General features: G+C 36.9%; 17 protein-coding genes. 5 read left to right on the forward strand and 12 right to left on the reverse strand.

All coding sequences use genetic code 11. The annotated features are described in order from the left end of the window. Window positions 1–185: 185 nt before the first annotated feature. The 8 genes from purU to ACEPXG_RS16230 all read right to left on the reverse strand — a co-directional run bounded on the left by purU (window position 186) and on the right by ACEPXG_RS16230 (window position 7064). Window positions 186–1094, reverse strand: a complete 909-nt coding sequence (gene purU, locus ACEPXG_RS16195) for a formyltetrahydrofolate deformylase (RefSeq protein ID WP_391204646.1) — start codon at window positions 1092–1094, stop codon at window positions 186–188. A 217-nt stretch (window positions 1095–1311) separates the two neighbouring features. Beyond that, window positions 1312–2055: a 3D domain-containing protein gene (locus ACEPXG_RS16200; RefSeq protein ID WP_391204649.1), complete on the reverse strand. Its 744-nt coding sequence runs from the start codon at window positions 2053–2055 to the stop codon at window positions 1312–1314. Window positions 2056–2211: 156 nt separating this feature from the next. Then, window positions 2212–2823 (reverse strand): LysE family translocator, encoded by a 612-nt coding sequence (locus tag ACEPXG_RS16205; RefSeq protein WP_391204652.1) that lies wholly within the window; start codon window positions 2821–2823, stop codon window positions 2212–2214. An 11-nt stretch (window positions 2824–2834) separates the two neighbouring features. Further along, window positions 2835–3278 carry an Lrp/AsnC family transcriptional regulator gene (locus ACEPXG_RS16210; protein ID WP_391204655.1) on the reverse strand — a complete coding sequence of 148 codons (444 nt, stop codon included), beginning with the start codon at window positions 3276–3278 and terminating at the stop codon, window positions 2835–2837. A gap of 670 nt (window positions 3279–3948) precedes the next feature. After that, window positions 3949–4212: a hypothetical protein gene (locus ACEPXG_RS16215; RefSeq protein WP_391204658.1), complete on the reverse strand. Its 264-nt coding sequence runs from the start codon at window positions 4210–4212 to the stop codon at window positions 3949–3951. A gap of 263 nt (window positions 4213–4475) precedes the next feature. Continuing rightward, window positions 4476–5426 carry a metal ABC transporter solute-binding protein, Zn/Mn family gene (locus tag ACEPXG_RS16220; RefSeq protein WP_391204661.1) on the reverse strand — a complete coding sequence of 317 codons (951 nt, stop codon included), beginning with the start codon at window positions 5424–5426 and terminating at the stop codon, window positions 4476–4478. Window positions 5427–5460: 34 nt separating this feature from the next. After that, the gene (locus ACEPXG_RS16225; protein WP_391204664.1) at window positions 5461–6321 is read right to left on the reverse strand and encodes a metal ABC transporter permease; all 861 of its coding nucleotides are present in this window, start codon (window positions 6319–6321) and stop codon (window positions 5461–5463) included. After that, window positions 6318–7064, reverse strand: a complete 747-nt coding sequence (locus ACEPXG_RS16230; RefSeq protein WP_391204667.1) for a metal ABC transporter ATP-binding protein — start codon at window positions 7062–7064, stop codon at window positions 6318–6320. The genes ACEPXG_RS16225 and ACEPXG_RS16230 overlap by 4 nt, the downstream gene beginning before the upstream one ends. A 289-nt stretch (window positions 7065–7353) precedes the next feature. Here ACEPXG_RS16230 and ACEPXG_RS16235 point away from each other — a divergent pair, with 289 nt between their 5' ends. Continuing rightward, window positions 7354–7767, forward strand: coding sequence for a hypothetical protein (locus ACEPXG_RS16235; protein WP_391204669.1), 414 nt, complete (start codon window positions 7354–7356; stop codon window positions 7765–7767). Window positions 7768–7960: 193 nt separating this feature from the next. Here the strand turns inward: ACEPXG_RS16235 and ACEPXG_RS16240 are convergent, their stop codons facing one another. The 3 genes from ACEPXG_RS16240 to ACEPXG_RS16250 form a co-directional block, all read right to left on the reverse strand. Next, complete coding sequence (locus ACEPXG_RS16240; RefSeq protein WP_391204672.1) at window positions 7961–9148, reverse strand: helix-turn-helix domain-containing protein; 1188 nt, start codon at window positions 9146–9148, stop codon at window positions 7961–7963. Between the two features lie 25 nt (window positions 9149–9173). Next, entirely contained in the window at window positions 9174–9938 is a 765-nt protein-coding gene (locus ACEPXG_RS16245) for a hypothetical protein (protein WP_391204675.1), read from the reverse strand. A 224-nt stretch (window positions 9939–10162) separates the two neighbouring features. After that, window positions 10163–11167 carry a nucleoid-associated protein gene (locus tag ACEPXG_RS16250; protein ID WP_391204677.1) on the reverse strand — a complete coding sequence of 335 codons (1005 nt, stop codon included), beginning with the start codon at window positions 11165–11167 and terminating at the stop codon, window positions 10163–10165. A 157-nt stretch (window positions 11168–11324) separates the two neighbouring features. Here ACEPXG_RS16250 and ACEPXG_RS16255 point away from each other — a divergent pair, with 157 nt between their 5' ends. Both ACEPXG_RS16255 and ACEPXG_RS16260 read left to right on the forward strand, forming a co-directional pair. After that, window positions 11325–11684: a carboxymuconolactone decarboxylase family protein gene (locus ACEPXG_RS16255; RefSeq protein WP_391204680.1), complete on the forward strand. Its 360-nt coding sequence runs from the start codon at window positions 11325–11327 to the stop codon at window positions 11682–11684. Window positions 11685–12094: 410 nt separating this feature from the next. Continuing rightward, the gene (locus tag ACEPXG_RS16260) at window positions 12095–12619 is read left to right on the forward strand and encodes a cysteine hydrolase family protein (protein WP_391204683.1); all 525 of its coding nucleotides are present in this window, start codon (window positions 12095–12097) and stop codon (window positions 12617–12619) included. A gap of 205 nt (window positions 12620–12824) precedes the next feature. Here ACEPXG_RS16260 and lexA read toward each other — a convergent pair whose 3' ends face one another. Continuing rightward, complete coding sequence (gene lexA, locus ACEPXG_RS16265; RefSeq protein WP_391204686.1) at window positions 12825–15263, reverse strand: transcriptional repressor LexA; 2439 nt, start codon at window positions 15261–15263, stop codon at window positions 12825–12827. A 167-nt stretch (window positions 15264–15430) separates the two neighbouring features. On the opposite strand from lexA, the gene ACEPXG_RS16270 reads away from it, so the two are divergent. Further along, a complete protein-coding gene (locus tag ACEPXG_RS16270; protein WP_391204688.1) occupies window positions 15431–15757 on the forward strand; it encodes a phosphoribosyl-ATP pyrophosphohydrolase in 327 nt (108 codons plus the stop codon). Then, complete coding sequence (locus ACEPXG_RS16275; protein ID WP_391204690.1) at window positions 15750–18152, forward strand: DEAD/DEAH box helicase family protein; 2403 nt, start codon at window positions 15750–15752, stop codon at window positions 18150–18152. Before ACEPXG_RS16270 ends, ACEPXG_RS16275 begins: the two co-directional genes overlap by 8 nt. Window positions 18153–18521: the final 369 nt, after the last annotated feature.

Consider the following 18521-nt stretch of genomic DNA (forward strand, 5'->3'; position numbering starts at 1 on the left):
AAGCGAGACTACTTCGTTCTCACCCGAGACCAAAACAATAACGTCCTTTTCGATATATAATTCTGTTCATTCAGGTGCATTTATTTATACTAAATGGCACTTCGAGACCAATTATGCTGAGCCCGAGACCAAAAGCAAAAAATCTAATACCGAGATACACTATGAACTGGATACTTAAAAACCACTCAATGAAACACAATCGTTTTATTTCCTTCCACAATAATCCGATTCTCCAAATGCCATTTTACGGCTCTTACAAGCACGCGTCGCTCAATTTTTCCACCAATTTTCTTTAGATCAATTACATCATCTCGGTGATCGACTCGTTCCACATCCTGCTCGATAATCGGACCCTCGTCTAGATTATTCGTCACGTAATGCGACGTAGCCCCGATTAGTTTTACACCTCGTTCAAATGCTCGCTCATATGGACCTGCTCCAATGAAGGCCGGTAAAAAGGAATGGTGGATATTAATAATTTGACTTTCAAAATGATTAACAAAATCAGGCGTTAAAATCTGCATATAACGAGCAAGAATTAACAAATCCACTTTATATGCTTCCATTAGACGAATTTGCTCTGCTTCTACCTCTTTCCGAATATCTTTACTAGCAGGAATATAATGAAAAGGAATTCCCAGTGCCTCCACTATTGGTCGAGCATCTTCATGATTACTAATAACAACGACGATATCCGTATCGAGATCGCCATTTTGCCATTCCCACAAAAGTTCAATTAAACAGTGTGGTTCTTTTGAAACAAAGATTGCCGAGCGCTTTCTCTCATTCGGATAGGCAAATTCATATTTCATCGAATGGTTAGTAGCTATTTCCTCAAAGTCCTTCTCCATTTGTTCTGATTTTGCGATCAAACCATCACAGTGATATTCAATTCTTATATAGAAGGTACCGTTTTCTGGATCACTCGAATACTGACTCGATTCCATAATATTCGAGTTATGATTATGTAAAAAAGTGGACAACACCGATACAATTCCTGGTTTATCGGGGCATTTCACTAATAAACGTCCTCTATTTTCAAGTTGCTTATTTTGTTTTACGGATTTTCTTTTGGCTTGTGTTTCAGTAGACATGAATGTACAACTCCTATATGTAATAGTTTAATTTTTTCATTATCCTTTATTATGTGAACATTCTCAACAATTATTTCTATTTTGCGAAAAAGAAAAGCGCAAGTGCCTATGTCTGCCCCTCGGAGTCTGGAGCTAGACAGTTACTAAGTAAAAAAGCACATACTTTCTTACTTCAAATTAAAAATGCCTATGTAACAAACGTTACATAGGCACCTTTTTAATTGATCACTCTAATTTTCACTTTTTTAACTCCCCATTGCATAGCACTATCATAAGAAGGGATGAAAACATCGATTTTATTCCCCTTAATAGCTCCACCTGTATCCCCGGCAATAGCTTCACCGTATCCTTCCACCCAAACCCTTGTGCCAAGTGGAATAACTCTCGGATCGACTGCAATCACTTTCTGATCGGGATTCGCGCGTAGGTCAATGCCATAAGCCGTCGTTCCAGAGCAACCGTTACAGTAAGCTGTATATGCCGTGGCTATCATAGTCATCTCTTTCCCTTCTGGAACGGGTGAGGATGAAATAATCGGCGAATATACGACTGCCACCTTATTATCTGACTCCGTTTTAACGACCTCATCTTCCTCTTCATCACCGCTGACGATTAATACATCATCAGGGTGGATTAAATCACCAGTAAGACCATTCCAGCTCATAAGCGACTCTAGAGAAATATCATGCTCCTGTGCAATCCGATATAAGTTATCCCCCTTAACGACTGTATACGTTTCTGGTTCGGGTTCTAAAACCGATCTCATATTATAAGCATCTTGGAAATGGATATCAAATTTTTCTGATTGATCTTCAGTGGTTACTACTTCATCTAATAAATCTGGTGATCCCGATAATTCTACATCATTCGTGGCGACATCAAACATTGGGGATGCATGCGCTACTGAACTCGTTGTGAATGCTAATAGCAGTATCAACAAAATAGTTCTAACTTTCTTCAAAATATAGCTCCTCCTCGCAGATAATCTGACAAACATTTAATAATTTTTCTAAGTATTGCCCAAAAACTCTGAAAACCAAACATTCTAATAAAACACAAAGAAGCCACCTTCCTAAACAACTAAAATCTGTTTAGAAAAATGGCTTCTTTATAGAGTTCATTTAACTTTAAATACTATTTTAATTCCAAAAGCTATTAATACTAAACCTACCAATAAATTAAGTAATTTCAATACAATCGGTGCTAAAAAAATCGTTAATAAACTCCCTAATACCGAAATGATCGTTAAAAATAGGAAAGTGGATAATACAGCACCAAGTCCAAAAGTATACATATCATTTTGCTTCATATTTTCTTGTCCTATTTTCGTAGAGAACACTCCTGCCCAAAATAAGATTGTTAAAGGATTGGATAGCGTTAATACAATTGTTTTCCAAAAAACACTTTGCGTACTTTGCTCCGAAAGAAAATCTAAGCTCGGGATAAGGGAAACTCCCCAAAAACCGATTACATTACTTAAACCAAAAACAATAAGAACAGCCGCTCCGATGTAATGAATGATTCCCTTCGCCTTTTTATACTCCCCAAGTATAGCCCCAATCCCAAAGATAGACCCAAGTATATAAAAAACATCTACAATCGTTACACCTAAAACACCAATTATCGCTACCCAAAAACCTGACCCCGCAGCAGTTTGAAAAATAAACAAACAAATTGGCCCTACAGCAATCTGCAAAAGCAACCCAAATCGAAACCCTTTCCAAATCATTTGCGACGCACCTACCTGTTTGAGTTTTCTTTTAGAGTGGATAATACAATTAACGTATTGGACGTTCGAACGCCTTGAATGGATTTTAGCTTGTCATTTAGCAAAATCTCTAATTCAGCCGTATCTTCTACTAAAACTTTTAACATATAATCATATTCACCTGCCATATGGTGACACTCGATTACTTCCGTAAAAGGAATGATCGCCTCTCTGAAGCTTTTAATATTAGCCGCATGGTCGATATTCAAAAAAATAATCGCTAATAATTTATAACCCATTTTTTCTCGATTTATTTTCACTGTGTATTGTTCAATTATTTTCGCATCTTCCAGCTTTCTTATTCGTTCCGATACTGCAGGTATAGACAAGCTCACTTTTTTACTAATTTCAGAAGCAGTCGATCTCCCATTTTTCTTTAAAGCCTCTAAAATCTTCGCGTCTATCAAATCCATCATGACATCATCCTTTGTTTGTGTTTTTAAATTATTATAAGCAATGACTTAAAATAAATAAACATCATGTTTAAATTTCGATAAATAGTAAACTTTTTTCCGAAAACACCAAAATAAATAAATAAATTTTTAATTTAGAAACTAGGAAACTTAATAATTTTAGGACATCAAAAATCCAGGTCCGAAACAATTAACAGTTGCTTCAAACCTGGATTATTTAATTGAGTCTACACTATTTACTCCTATTGTCAGCCTTTTCTATTACATTTTCCTAGGTTGGAATAAATACATTGACTATGTACCCTTTAATAGTTCCTCCAGTGTTCGCCGAGATCCTCTTTTGGAAAGTACTACTGTTTGAAAATAGAATACGAAAGAGCTATTTCAGAAGCAACATGAGAAAACTTCTAAAATAGCCATCTATTATGTTATAAACTTGGTACTTAAAGCTTCTTTTAATTTTTACTATCTTGCCTTATTAATTTAAAGAGGGGAAATCCTTTGCTAATATATAACAAACAAGTAGGAAATCTAATACCGCTTGTATTCTTTAAAAAACAGAACTTCTAACATTAATCAAAAAATCTCAAAAAAAAGTAATTACTAGAGATTGAAGTTAACTTCTATTTCCTTAATAACGGGGCATTCCATCCTGGTAGTGATGTAGGATTTGTTATTGGTGTTCTACATGATGCCCTTCTGGGTAATAATTTACTGGTTGAACCATGTGTTGGTGTTGAGCATTATGGCTTACATGTTGCCCTACATGATGGCCTACTGGATAATAATTTACCGGCTGAACCATGTGATGGTGTTGAGCATGGTGTCCTACGTGTTGCACTGGGACGCTAGGGTGATAGTGGTGATGGTGATGGTGGTGTGTATGTTGGTGCGTATGTTGCTCAATTCCACCATGAAGTTGTTCTGGGTTCCTCAAACTTTTCCCTCCTTTTCATTAAGTCCATGTAGTCTATGCAGTACTATTGATGCGACTTGGACAATTGAATCATAAATAATCACAGTCCAAAAAAGTGTCAGATTAACCCTACAATGGGTTCGAATGTAAAATAATGAATTGAGAAATGAAAAACAAGCAGCCGAAGATAACATTTCAGCTGCTGTTTCCCTTCTATCTAGTTAGAAAAACAGGTGTAGAAAAACGATTCGTTTATCTTCACCTGTTTTATTTACACTTTTAAATTATTTTTTTTTCAAACCGTCACAGATTACGTTTACGTTCCATTGGATCATTTTTATATAGGTGTCACCGTCTTTTCCTTTAACACCGAGCGAGTCGGTGAAAATCTTACCTGCTATCGGTACACTGGTGTCTTTTGAGACGGTTTCCATACTACGCGGATCGACACTTGATTCAAGAAATAAAGCCTTTACTTTCTTTTCATGAATGATATCGATGATTGTCTTCAGTTGTTCTGGCGTACCCTCGCTATGTGAATTGATCTCCCAAATATAGTAGGCGTCAAATCCATATGCTTTAGAGAAATATTTGAATGCTCCTTCACTAGAGACGAGGATTCTGTCTTCCTTAGGTAACAATTCCACTTCAGCCAATATACTTTGATGAAGTTCTTCAAGAGACTTAATATAGGCAGCTGCATTTTTCTCATACGCATCTTTGTTTTTCGGATCTATTTTAATAAGTGCGTCTTTGGCGTTTTCCGCATAAATTATCCCATTATTCACATCAAGCCATGCATGTGGATCTTCTTCTCCGTGATGTTCACTTGATTTTAGGTAAAGGGCTTCGACCCCGTTACTCAAATTGAAAACAGGTGAGTCTTCCTTGTCTTTCCCAGTAGTATTTAGCACATCTTCAAACCAAGAATTTCCGGTTTCCAAGTTCAATCCATTATAAAAAACCATATCTGCGTTTGTGATATCTTCCAAGTCTTTTGGTAGCGGATCATATTGATGGGGATCCGAACCGATTGGGGCTAGGCTACGCACATTGACTAAGTCTCCACCGACATTTAGAACGATATCATATAAGATGGAGTTGGTTGTGATAACGGAGAGCCGTTCCTCGCCATTATGCTCACTATCTCTTTTACTTTCCGAATCATTGGAACAAGCAGTTACGAAAAGTAGTGATAGGCCTAATACAAGTAGAAACCAATTCAATTTTTTCATTAATACTCTCCTCATCCACAGTAATTATGGTCGTTTATTGATTTGCTGTAGCTATTTTTCTCTTCACTCTTACTTTTCTCCAGATGATGCCTTGTTTTGGTGAAAGTAAGAATGCCAATATGAATAGTATCGTAGCGACAAGGACGATGGTTGCCCCAGAAGCCAGATTATAACTGAAACTTAAGTAAAGACCAATGGCGGAAGAAAGTGCTCCGCACGTGGCAGAGATAAAAATCATCTTCCATAGACGATCTGTCAATAGATAGGCCGTGGACGCTGGGGTGATCAACATAGCCACTACTAAAATGATTCCCACAGTCTGAAGAGAAGCGACGGTCACCAATGTAAGAAGCGTCATCAGAAAGTAATGTATGAGTTTATTCGGAAGCCCATATGCTTGAGACATCGTGGGGTCGAATGAACTGACCAGTAGTTCCTTATAAAATAAGTAAACGCTGCCGAGAACGATGATACCTATACCTAGTGTCATCCACATATCACTCGGTCTAACAGCTAAGACATTCCCGAACAAAATATGATATAGATCGGAACTACTTCGTAAAAGGGTGATCATGATAATCCCAAGAGCAAAAGCAGTCGTGAACATGATTCCGATTGAAGCATCATTTTTGATACGACTGTTTTGACTGATGTACCCAATCCCCATCGCAGTCAAAACTCCCGTTATGACCGCTCCGATAAAAAAGTTAATACCAAGAAAATAGGATATTGCGACCCCGGGCAAAACAGCATGAGAAATCGCATCCCCCATGAGGGACATACCCCTTAAAATGATAAAACATCCAATAACCCCGCAAATGATCCCGACCATCACGGATGTAATCAATGCTTTTTGTAAGAAGCCATACTGGACCAATCCATCTATAAAATTCAAGTAGGTTTCACCACCAAATCCACTAAGAATGATAATTGGCTACCGTAAGCATAGGCCACTTTCTCCGGCGTCATCACTTCTTCTACCGCACCGAAAGAAACCAATTCTTTATTTAATAAAACGACTTCATCAAAATAATTTTCAATACTGCTTAAATCATGATGCACAATCAATACGGTTTTTCCTTCGTCCCGTAAATCTTTTAATATTTTCATAATCATCTCTTCACTAGTCACATCAATCCCCACAAAAGGTTCATCTAAAAATAAAATATCGGTTCTTTGAGCCAACGCTCGGGCTAAAAATACCCTTTGTTGTTGCCCTCCGGATAATTCACCGATTTGTCTATCTTTAAAATCTTGCATGCCCACTTTTTCTAAGCATTCCAAGGCCCACTCTTTTTCTTTCTTTTTAGCTCGCTCAAAGATACGTAGATGTGGATAGGTCCCTAGAGTGACGGTTTCTAAAACACTAATGGGGAAATCAAAGTCGATATTGCTCCGCTGAGGAATATAGGCGATTTGTTTTCTCATTTCCTCAATTTTCTTTCCTTGGATCATGATATTGCCAGCATCTTTAGGGATTAAACCCAACATCGATTTCAACAAAGTGGATTTACCTGCACCATTCGGTCCGACAATCCCGACAAGCTTTCGAGCCGGGACGGTGAAGTTAATGTTGTTAAGAGCTTCATTCCCAAGATACGAAACATGTAAATTCGATACTTCAAGTACGGTATTCATAGTATTCTCCTTCCATTTTTTCATATACGCAATTTACTTTAACACAGGAAATTAAGTTTCGCAAAGGAAACTTTTGATCTGTTATTTAGTGTATGCCACGAAAGGATGGTTTGTGAATCTATATGAGATGATAAAATTTGTTCCCCAGTTCAAAAACATAATATTAATGTTTGTTTGAAGTAACGTGAATATTTCTAAGAATGGATATGAATGACAACTGCTTTATGTGGTGGTCGAGCCGTGTTATGTGGCACTCATTCTGCTTTATGTGACGGTAGAGCCGTGTTAAGTGGTGCTCATTCTGCTTTATGTGGCGGTAGAGCCGTGTTATGTGGTGCTCATTCTGCTTTATGTGGCGGTAGAGCCGTGTTATGTGGTGCTCATTCTGCTTTATGTGGCGGTAGAGCTGTGTTATGTGGTGCTCATTCTGCTTTATGTGGCGGTCACCTCTTGTTATGTAGCACTTCTTCGATTTTTTTGCAAAAAAAAAACCGTCCCTTATCCTAACCTATTCAATCATACGGTCACTAAAACAGGAGAAGCGGCACTTACACAATGGCATACGTTTTGGATTTATCCGGCAACCGTGGCAGCGATCGTTTCTATTGTCTTTTTCATCCTATTCAAGGATAAAGTGAAAGTTTTCCAAGCAAAAGAAAACGAATTACTCGACACTAGAAACATAAAAAGAAGAAGGGAGTAAAAACTCTCTTCTTCTTTTATTTTTTGCTCTCCGCTTTAGGCGTACGCCTTTCGCTCCAATCTACAAAAATAGAGTGTTATACGAACGAATGATTGAACAATTACTTTTGCATAACTACTCCCAATACAAATAGCACCCAACTAGACGTTAGGTGCTATTTGTATATTTTATTGTATGATTTGTCGGGGTCGGATTAGTTATGTTTAAAAGTCAGTTCATTAATTGTGAAGACTTTTTGTTCATTTTGTCGATATTTATCAAAGAACTCTTTTTCTATGCCCGTCAATATTGTTAAAAAACCTTGGTCTACTTTCAATTCATCCATTAAATTGGATACTGAATATATTCCTTTTTCAAAAAGCAGTTGGAGTATGCTTTTCACCCTCATTGGACGTCTAATTAAAATCTTATCATCAAGTGGTTCTAACGTTTTATAGTCTTTTTTATTAATAGACATAAAAAAATAACGATATTGCTGATACTCCATTAGTTTCAATTTATATGCTCTCATAGCAATTGCCTGCAATGAAACTTCCCATTTTTGCTTTACATCGATATACGCGTCTGGATTTGAAACTTTAACGATGCTTTTGCAATCTTTTCTAAATACTTCTTCCGGAAGAAGAAACTCTGAGGCAAAACTATACGCCTCATCTTCATAGGCCCTATAGGACTTCTTATCCAACATTGTGAATTCCACTTTATAATGCAACAACAGATGTCCTAATTCATGTGCTAAATCAAAGTTCCTTCTGGCGGCTGTTTTTTTAATAGTACCTAAAATAATATACGGTCGCTCGTCTTCCGTCCAAAGACTATAAGCATCAATCGTTTCACCAATTTTTTTTTCGAAAATGAAAGCACCTGCCTTCTCCAATAAAAAGAGAAGATTTTGGTTTGAACTTTCAGGTAATCCAATTTTTTCGCGTGCTAAGCCAGCTACAAATTTGATTTGGGTTTCCCTATCAACATTTAAATTTTGTTGGAAATATTTAATCGTCTCTTTCCGTAATTGTAATAATAAATTGGATGGGTAGTTTATTTTAGATTCAATCTTTTTTATAAACGAATCTAAAAATCTAATATGCATCAATTCACTTTGTGTTTTACTTAAAGAGTTTATTGTCTCGGAACGATACGCAATATGTTGTACTTGAATATTTTCAAGATTAACTTTATCCAATAAATCTACACGATAAAAATAAGAAGATTTGACGTTAAAAATCGACTTCAATTTATTTACTACTTCCAATTTAGGAGACATATACCCATTTTCATATTGCCAAATAGCCTGTTCGGTTACTCCAACTTTTTCTGCTAGTTGACCTCTACTAAAACCGTTCAAAGTACGAACATTGGCTAAACTTTTACCAATAAACAAGTGGGCACCTCCTTTCTACTAAAGTTTAACTTTCTTGTTCCTCTACATCAGCAAGGACAATACCAAATGCAGCCGCATCCATTACACCTTCAGCTGAAACTGTTTGTGTTAGAACAAACTTTAAATCTTCCTCAATCTCGAATATATGACCGGGCTTTTGACCGATATATGACGTTAAGTCACTAATTAAGTATGCCTTATTATCAGCAGGATTAGGCATCCATAAACGAATTTCACCAATTTGATGATCTTCTCCGATATTATAGGTAGCTATATAAAATCTATCAAACAGTGTATCCATACCTTTAGTATCTTCGTATTCAAGAGCGACTGGCTGGAAATCCTCTAATAGCTCTAGCTGAACAGATTGATTGGAAATTTTTGCAGGAATCTCTTCAAACTTAACTTCACTATTAATCTCCATTAAATTTTTCATATAAGAAGTTTTGCTTATGCGTGTGCGACCTTTTGCGTCTTTTCCTTTGTCGACCTCTTCAATATTAAAATATCGTGCGTTTTTCACAATAAATAGAGTCTTTTCATCTTTGTGCGAAAACTGTAAATACTGCCATGTTAAACCTGCTTTCGCTAGAGTACTAGTTACACCATATTCTTCACAAGACAGAGCTACATAATGGTCTATATGATTCCCCTTAACCCATGCATAAGCACCATGAATCTTTAATTCACGAGCTTTTTGGCGCCGTACTTCCAAATAATCTCTATAGCCTTCAATAATCCCATCAACAATGCTTGCATTTAGCTCCTTTGGTAAACCGTATTCATTCATTTCCAATACACCCCTATGCATTTTTATGGATAAATCGTTTTTGAATTAAATAAAATATGATTTTAGTACATTATACTTAAAGCTATAGAATTATAACAGAGCTTTTTAATGAATCTTATAAGTATTTATTCTTTGAGTCAAAAACAAACGTGCATATTTCTAACACAGAGAAGTGAATTTAAAATCCCGCTTCTCCTAAGAGTTGCGGGATGGATTCTTTATATTTACGCTTCTTCTTCGAAATAAATTTTATAAAACTTACGATTCGTAGCTTCGTCATAGCCGACTTCAATCAGTTCATTCACTTTCGCGATATCACTTACATTTACCTGAATTTCGATATTGGCATCCAGTTTAATTTTTCGCTTATAACCTTTTTCTGCCTTCACAATCGCACTCTCAGAAATTTCTGTTTCATAGGGCTTTACCGTATTAATAAGGACGTCTTTTTGTACTTCATCCGCTGTTTCAAATACGGTTTCAATATAGTTGTCCACATGGAATTTTTCTTCGTTTCTAAAGTATTCAAGCGTTTTGTTTAAAAAGCCTAGTTTATCGGTATTCGTAAAAGTCTCTTCTTTTAAAATATATTTTTTACATTCTGTTAATGCTAAATTCGTTTTATGAAAGCTTTCGTCCGCTACTTTGAGCTTTAAAAAACGTTCTTGCCAGTACACAACCTCTTCTTTCTTTTTCGTTTTCAAGAATACTGCTGGCACTTCGTCTTGGCCCATATCGACAATGACGACGAGGTTATTAACTTTCTTCACATTAATTCCATCGATGCCGTTCACAACCATTATATTTTGCTCATTTTTCACATCTAAAAACATTTCTTTTTCATCAATTTTCACAATGGCTATTACTTGTCTGACTTCATTATTGAACAAGCAATTTTCAAATAAGCCAATGAATAATTCGCCACTTTTTATATTCGGATGTTGGGATACACTATGTAAGTGCTTAGCGATATGTTGCGATTGTTCAAGGAAATTATGATTATTATCATAAATACTCTTCGCGTATGTATACACTTCATTTAATCCGATATCCGTCTCATGAAAAAATGCGTATTGTTGGTCTAGGTCGAGTTTATGGAACGCAAGTTGTGTAAAGGCCGCTTCTAGCATGACCTCTGGCTGCGGAAACGCCTCATGTCCTAGCACGAGCTCATCAGCCATATAGTGCACGACATACTGTGCTAATTTACTATCGCTAACTTCTAGCATGGAATTCACCTTCTAAAATTTTATTTGTAGATAGTTTACCATATCACACCCGGCAGAAGATTTTCATGCTTTTTAGTATGAGGTGCTCGTAAATTCAAAAATTAATGCATGTCTTTCTACTTCTTGCAAATACTACCCACAACAGGAGGGAAAGTACATGGAGGAAATTACGTATACAGAAGCCGTATTGCAGGAATATAAAGTTGGAATGGGAAGTTTCACAGAAAAATTGCCGGATGTGGCCCGGTCCTTTCATGCGTTCACTGAGTCATGTTTCGAAGATGGTAAATTGGATCAAAAACAGAAACAACTTATCGCACTCGCCATCAGCGTGCATGCCCATAACGAATATTGCATCGTCTATCATACAAAGGGTTGTCTGGATGCAGGTGGTACGGAGGAAGAAATGATAGAAGCAATCGGAGTAGCTGCAGCTCTAGGTGGCGGATCCGCCATGAGCCAAGGCGTAACCGTTTGGCAAGATTCACTAAAAGACTTCAAAGGAACCGTTCAATAACTTGGAACAGCCACCTGAATAAACTTGGTGGCTGTTTTCATATTCCAATTAAACCCTCCCTGTCGCACACAACTCAGGTATTACTCCGAATTATAGGTAGATTATTTATAACACTGAGGTATGAATGATATTTTTTAAAACATTCACTTTTTAGCGAGCTTCTTCTTTGCAATAAAGTCCCAAGAATAATAAGTAATCCAAAACAGAATCATGGCTACATATGAATATTTCCTATACTCAACTGGTGAGTAGAAAATAATTGCAATTGTTACAATTAGAAAAGGCGGCATAAGGATCCAATACCTTTTGTTTTTATACATATGAACACCTCTGTTATTGATTTAAAAGCATATTTGTATTCCTAATCTTATCATTCTATAATGACTAATAGAGATTGAGAGGAGAAGGTTATGAAAAAAAGCGCACTATTAATTATTGATGTACAAAACGGTATGTTCTTAGAAGAAAATCCAGTATTCAATGACAAATTAGTGATCAGCAACATCCTGCAGCTTATTGGAAATGCAAAAAGCAACAATGTTCCCGTCATTTATATCCAACACAATGCTCCATTAGGTAAAATGTTAGAACCCGGTTCAAAAGCGTGGGAAATACACCCTGAAATTACACCCGCGATCAGAGACACTGTCATTCAAAAGACAACACCTGACGCCTTCTATAAAACTAACTTGCAAGAAGTACTAAAAAAACTTTCTATTGAGCACCTACTAATTGCCGGTATACAATCCGAAGTATGCGTTGACACTACTTGCAGAAATGCTTACAGCTTAGGATACGAGATCACCCTAGTAACCGATGCCCATAGTACGTGGGATTCTGGAGAATTAACTGCACAACAAATCATCAACCACCATAACCAAGTATTAAGATGGTTTGCTGAAACGTGGGAAACGAAAGATGTTACATTTCAATAACAGTCAAGGTGGGTATTTATCTGGAAAATTTTCAGTATTTCTAGGTGCGCTGAAAAATACTCCGCAATCATTTTATTTTTGATTGTTACGGTTAAATATTACACATGCTGCCTCTTGCGGAAGGGATTTCTAGCATACCAGTGCCAGACTCAATTGTTCCTCAAATTGTGGCTGGCACAGGGATGCGGGTAAGTAACTGTATCTGCTATGATGGACTTTTCATAACACCAATAACTTTTCCATTAATCAATACGTCTTCTTTCTTCATTTGTATGGGCTCATACTTTTCATTTTCGGAAATCAGCAAGATATAGCCTCCCATTGGCATAAACTTTTTCATCGTGGCTTCTTCGTCGATGATGGCAATAACAATATCTCCATTAGAGGCGGATTGTTGACGGTTGACAATGACTGTATCTCCTTTGTCTATGCCGGCTCCCTTCATACTATCCCCTGTTACAGTTAGTGCGAACGTGTCTGTTTCGGATAGCACCCAATCCTTGGGAAGTGTAAGGAATTTGTCATACTCGATACTGACCGAAATAGGGACACCTGCAGCAACATTGCCGATAAGTGGTATACTACATTTCGTCTCATAATTTATAAATAAACCAGATTCCAAATCGGTAAATTCCACTACTTCTTCATCATCTAATTCTGTAGCAACTCGGTACCTTTTATTATTTTTCAGATTTGTATACACTCGATTATTTTTCGTTTCCGGTAAAAATTGGGGCTGACATTTTGGTAGGTCATTTAATATCTCTCCAGCTCGATTCATGCATATTACTTGGAGCCCATCTGTTACTACACCATATCGCACTCTAGCATCTGCTTCTAAATATGATTTTAATTGTTCGGTTGCATCCTCAATTCCACTTCCAAACTGCTTTACCTCAAGGAAAATATATGGAACTAAATTGCCGTTTGTGTATATATGCACAGCTATATCGATAAATCCTTTTCGTGAGAATTGTTGTACAGGATACTCTAGCTCTAATAGTTCGAGTGGGTATGCATACGTTTGATGTAGCTCACGTATCATCCACTGCCGAACCACTTCCTCTTTAGAATTCGGATCCATTAGTTGATTTTTCAATTGATAATCTTGTATTCCGATCGATTGGAATGGTCGTAATTGACAATCCCGTTTCAACCGAAGATACTCTAAATTCATCTCTTTAATAAATTTAGAAGGCTTTTTAACAGAAGACATATATAATAACTCGTTTGCTCGTGTCATCCCAACATACAATAATTTTCGTTCCTCGGAATCCATCGTCTCTTCATCGTCCATGTCATATATCCGATTATTAGGAATGACGCCATCATTCAAATCGATTAAAAAAATTACCTTGAATTCCAACCCTTTAATGGAGTGCATTGTTACTAATTTCACTTTGTCGGATTCAAAGTTTGGCTCCGTGGATTGAAGAATCTCACAGGGAACCCCTTCTTTTTCTAATCCTTGTGCTGCACTCTCTAGAATTCTTTTCTCTTTACCGACCAAACATATTTCAGAAAGTCTGTAATCATTCGTGAGCAACTGTATTTCTTTCACCAAAAATGCTAATTGCTCCTGGCTAGTCAGAAAGAACCGATATATTGGCGGGTGACCATGACGATCTATTAGCGATGGTTTTACATTATCTACATTCGCATTAATACTCGAATCATTCTCGATGAGCTGATAAGCCGCCTTCGAAATCTCGGTTGTCGTCCGATAATTTTTACTTAGAATTCTGGATTTTCCACTCATATCGTATCCAATTGATGTGTAAGGTCTTCCTTTTCCAAGCCACGATTGGGAATAAATACTCTGTGTATTATCCGCAACAAAAAGAATCGATGAATACGGCTTCTCTTGATAAATACACTTCAAAAATTCAAGCTGCACTTTCGTTAAATCCTGGCTTTCATCTATTATAATATGCGTGTATTTTCCATGGTTCATTTGTTGAGCTTCCAGTAGCGCCATAACATTCATTTGTTTGAATGTGACATACCCTTCTTTCGCTAGCATGTCATTAAACGTCTCCATTAGTTCAAAGATTGCCTTACGAAGATCGGAATTTTTTATGAGCTTCTGAGGAGAACCACCCCCTCCTGTAGCACGTCCAATCCTGTCAATTTGCTGATACGTTTCTTCATCTTCAATTTGACAAGCATTGATCCAGGTAACTTCATCCAATAAAAAATCACTATTCTTCGGAGTTAGAATTTTGTTTTTAGGATAATTCTGCTGTACCTTATGTATCGCTTTTACCATTATTTTGCGTTCTAAAAAATTATCAGAAGTTTGTAATGAAAGTTTCATTCGACGAATATATTTAGAAAAATATCTATACATTAGACTGTCAATATTGACAATCTTCACTTCACTTTCATGAGAAAATAAAGTCTCTAATTGAGCCTGCTCCTCATCCGCAAGTTTGTGATATTGATGCTTAATATATTGTAGTAGTGTTTTATTGTAAGTGACGAGAAGAATTGTATCATTGTCTTCAGGGCTATAGTGATTCTGCAAAAAAGAGATCCGTCTAATCGCTACGGTCGTCTTCCCAGACCCCGCAACTCCTTTAACCATCATATGCCCATTCGGTTCCAATTCCACAATTCTTCTTTGCTCCATATTCAGCTTCATCTTGCCACCCCCATACTATCCTTTACTAGTAGAATATTCTTACTTCTATTTTAGTAACAGATTAGGTATTTAGCAACTTTTTCCCAAACATATTGAAGCTTGTATTTTTAGGCTTCTATTAAATACTTCCAATTTTCTTTATAATAGTAGAAAAAGGAGGAAATCCAATGCCTATTTATAACAAACTAGTACGCGATCTAATACCACAAGTCATCGAAAAAACAGGTAGCAAGTTCTCCACACGCATCCTGGATCCATCCGAACACCTAACGGAAATAAAGAATAAATTATTTGAAGAAGTAAAAGAATTCGCAGAGACAAACTCTCGCAAAGATGCATTAGAAGAACTAGCAGATATTTTAGAATTAATCCACGCAGCATTACCTATTCACGAAGCTACATATGAGGAGCTAGAAAAAATTCGTATTGCGAAGAAAGAAAAACGTGGTGGATTTGTGGAAGGAATATTTTTAATAGAGGTTGAGGATGAATAAGTTACGACTAATTACGTCGAATCTGATTCAAGATTTAAGAAAGTTATCTCATGATGCTACGAGCATTTACTGGATTACAGCTTTCGCTATGAAGTCTGGCGTGCAGCTCGTACTCCCAACATTGAAAGAAGCACTCAGTCGGAATGCAGAACTTAAATTGTTAGTTGGTGATTATTTATATATCACGCAGCCACAAGCACTAGAACTGTTATTGGAAGAACTTTCGGGTGCAGAAATTCGCCTACATAGAAGTAACGGATTATCCTTTCATCCAAAGGCTTATTTGTTTCGCTCTGAATCTAACAATCATTTAATTGTAGGTTCATCTAATCTATCAGCCTCTGCCTTACAAAAAGGAGTAGAGTGGAATCTCCATGCACCGGCATCATTAAATGATACTCTTTTCGATGAAGCAATGGCTGAATTTATGGGGCTGTTTTATTCACATTCTACAATTACTTTGAATAAAGAAACACTTGCAACCTATGCAGCTGCATATGAACAAGCAAATAGAACCATTCCGTTAAGTCAGAAATGGAACGAACATGAAGAACAAGAGGTTATGTTCGGACCATCATCTACCGAGTCTATGGTTTATGATCAAGAAGAAGTCTATATCACCGAAACAGCTCAACTGATACCACGCCCTGCACAAGTATTAGCATTAGAAGCATTGCAAGAAACGATGCAGGAGGAGTACGACAAAGCATTGGTTATACTAGCTACAGGGCTTGGAAAAACCTATTTAGCTGCTTTTTTCGCTGAACAATTCAAGCGCGTGTTATTTATTGCACACCGAGAAGAAATATTAAATCAAGCAAAAGATTCCTTTCTACATGTGCACCCAACTAGAACAGTCGGATTGTATAATGCTGTTGAAAAAAATAAAGATGCCAACTATGTTTTTGCATCCATTCATACACTTTCTCAAAAGTTTCACTTGGATCAATTCCAGCAAGATGCCTTTGATTTAATCGTGATCGATGAGTTTCATCATGCAGCTGCCCCAAGTTATGAACGAGTGTTAGAATATTTCCAGCCAAAGTTTCTACTCGGAATTACAGCGACACCTGAACGCTTGGACAATAAAGACGTGTATAGCATTTGCGATGGAAACGTTGCAATTCGCATTCACTTCATCGACGCCATCCAACGTAACTGGCTCGCTCCCTTCCATTATTACGGCGTTTACGATGACACCGACTACTCCCATATTCGGTGGATTGGAAACGGGTATGACGAGGAAGAACTAGCACGTGTGCAGTTACGAGAAGAAATGGCTGAAAAGATATTGCAAGCTTGGTCTCTACGAAAACAAACAAGAACTATCGCATTCTGCTCTACTGTCAGACAAGCAAATTTTTTAAGTAACTACTTTGCAAGAGCTGGCTACCGTTCCATGGCCTTAAGTGGAACGACACCAAGAAATGAACGTATGAATGCTAGAAAACAATTAGAATCTGGACAACTCGACATCATATTTACTGTCGACTTGTTCAATGAAGGCGTAGACATTCCGTCTGTCGACACCCTTCTATTCGCGCGACCAACAGAATCGCTTGCAGTATTTACCCAGCAAATCGGCCGAGGTTTGCGCCTAACAGAAGAAAAAACTCATTGCGTCATCATCGACCTAATAGGAAACTATCGGAATGCAGATACAAAGCTTTCTGTTTTCAATTCAGAACCAGTAGACAAATTTGCATTAAAAACAATTCAATCCTACTTACCTGCTTATTGTGAACTTAATCTGGAAACAGAACTTATTGATTTAATAAAGGAAATGGCTAAAAAAGCTGCATCCCATAAACAACTACTCATCTATGAATACTTCAGACTCAAAGAAGAAATGGGATCAAGACCAACCTATCTTGACTACCATCTAAAATCAGGAATTATAACTTCAAATGTTAGAAGAGAATTCGGCTCATATGTTGGAATGCTAAAAGAAGCGGATGAATTAAGTGTGCAAGAATTAGAAGCATATAACCTATATAAAGAATGGCTAGAAGAAGTAGAAAAAACGGCCATAACTAAAAGCTATAAAATGGTTCTTCTGCAATACATGCTCTCAAGAGGTGCTAACCATTGGCATGAACCAGTAAAAGCAGTGGATGCTGCTCCTTTCTTTATTGACTACTTAACTGCAAAAGAATACAGACGGAAAATTGATGTTATTGATACTGATTTGAAGAAAGCTACTTCACTCATAGAGCGCATGCCAATGACTAAATGGAGTGCATCATCCAAGGGACAAATTACATTTGATAATAAAGAATTCACTTTGAATTTTGATGTGGTGGAATCCGTGAATGAGGTTGTTTTTGAATGGACGAAGGAGATTTGTGGGTTTAGGTTGCATTGGTATTTTGAGAAGAAAGCGGAGAGGATGTAATTGGATTCTTTAATAAAACTATACCTAAGCAAAAGGGACTGAGATGCACCTCAGTCCTTAGTATCAATTTTTTTATTTGATTTCCGTTTCAAAATGCCATTTATCTATATCATTTTCAGATTCCTTGAAAATTTTCAAACAGAAATTATTAATTGCTTGTGCACTTAAGTTTGTCTCCATATAAATGTCCATTAGATATTTTCTTCGGTGACCTCATTCCTTTACTCTCATTTGAGAGGTATCTCTTTTTATCTATATTTTTTTGGTAGAAATTAGATAATCAACAGACGGGATTTTCTATATCATTTTAAAATGCACAAAAGCTTTCTTAAGGTTATCTTGTTTACTTTCAGAACAAGGGTGAATTCG

Source organism: Psychrobacillus sp. L4, assembly GCF_042944905.1.
In the GTDB taxonomy this organism is placed as follows: Bacteria; Bacillota; Bacilli; order Bacillales_A; family Planococcaceae; genus Psychrobacillus.

What these genes read in the sequence shown, in the direction of transcription:
- lexA (WP_391204686.1), bottom strand. Translation starts at nt 15,263, where the DNA reads ATGAAGCTGAATATGGAGCAAAGAAGAATTGTGGAATTGGAACCGAAT.
- ACEPXG_RS16210 (WP_391204655.1), bottom strand. Translation starts at nt 3,278, where the DNA reads ATGATGGATTTGATAGACGCGAAGATTTTAGAGGCTTTAAAGAAAAAT.
- ACEPXG_RS16245 (WP_391204675.1), bottom strand. Translation starts at nt 9,938, where the DNA reads ATGAATGAATACGGTTTACCAAAGGAGCTAAATGCAAGCATTGTTGAT.
- ACEPXG_RS16270 (WP_391204688.1), top strand. Translation starts at nt 15,431, where the DNA reads ATGCCTATTTATAACAAACTAGTACGCGATCTAATACCACAAGTCATC.
- ACEPXG_RS16220 (WP_391204661.1), bottom strand. Translation starts at nt 5,426, where the DNA reads ATGAAAAAATTGAATTGGTTTCTACTTGTATTAGGCCTATCACTACTT.
- purU (WP_391204646.1), bottom strand. Translation starts at nt 1,094, where the DNA reads ATGTCTACTGAAACACAAGCCAAAAGAAAATCCGTAAAACAAAATAAG.
- ACEPXG_RS16250 (WP_391204677.1), bottom strand. Translation starts at nt 11,167, where the DNA reads ATGCTAGAAGTTAGCGATAGTAAATTAGCACAGTATGTCGTGCACTAT.
- ACEPXG_RS16260 (WP_391204683.1), top strand. Translation starts at nt 12,095, where the DNA reads ATGAAAAAAAGCGCACTATTAATTATTGATGTACAAAACGGTATGTTC.
- ACEPXG_RS16230 (WP_391204667.1), bottom strand. Translation starts at nt 7,064, where the DNA reads ATGAATACCGTACTTGAAGTATCGAATTTACATGTTTCGTATCTTGGG.
- ACEPXG_RS16255 (WP_391204680.1), top strand. Translation starts at nt 11,325, where the DNA reads ATGGAGGAAATTACGTATACAGAAGCCGTATTGCAGGAATATAAAGTT.
- ACEPXG_RS16275 (WP_391204690.1), top strand. Translation starts at nt 15,750, where the DNA reads ATGAATAAGTTACGACTAATTACGTCGAATCTGATTCAAGATTTAAGA.
- ACEPXG_RS16205 (WP_391204652.1), bottom strand. Translation starts at nt 2,823, where the DNA reads ATGATTTGGAAAGGGTTTCGATTTGGGTTGCTTTTGCAGATTGCTGTA.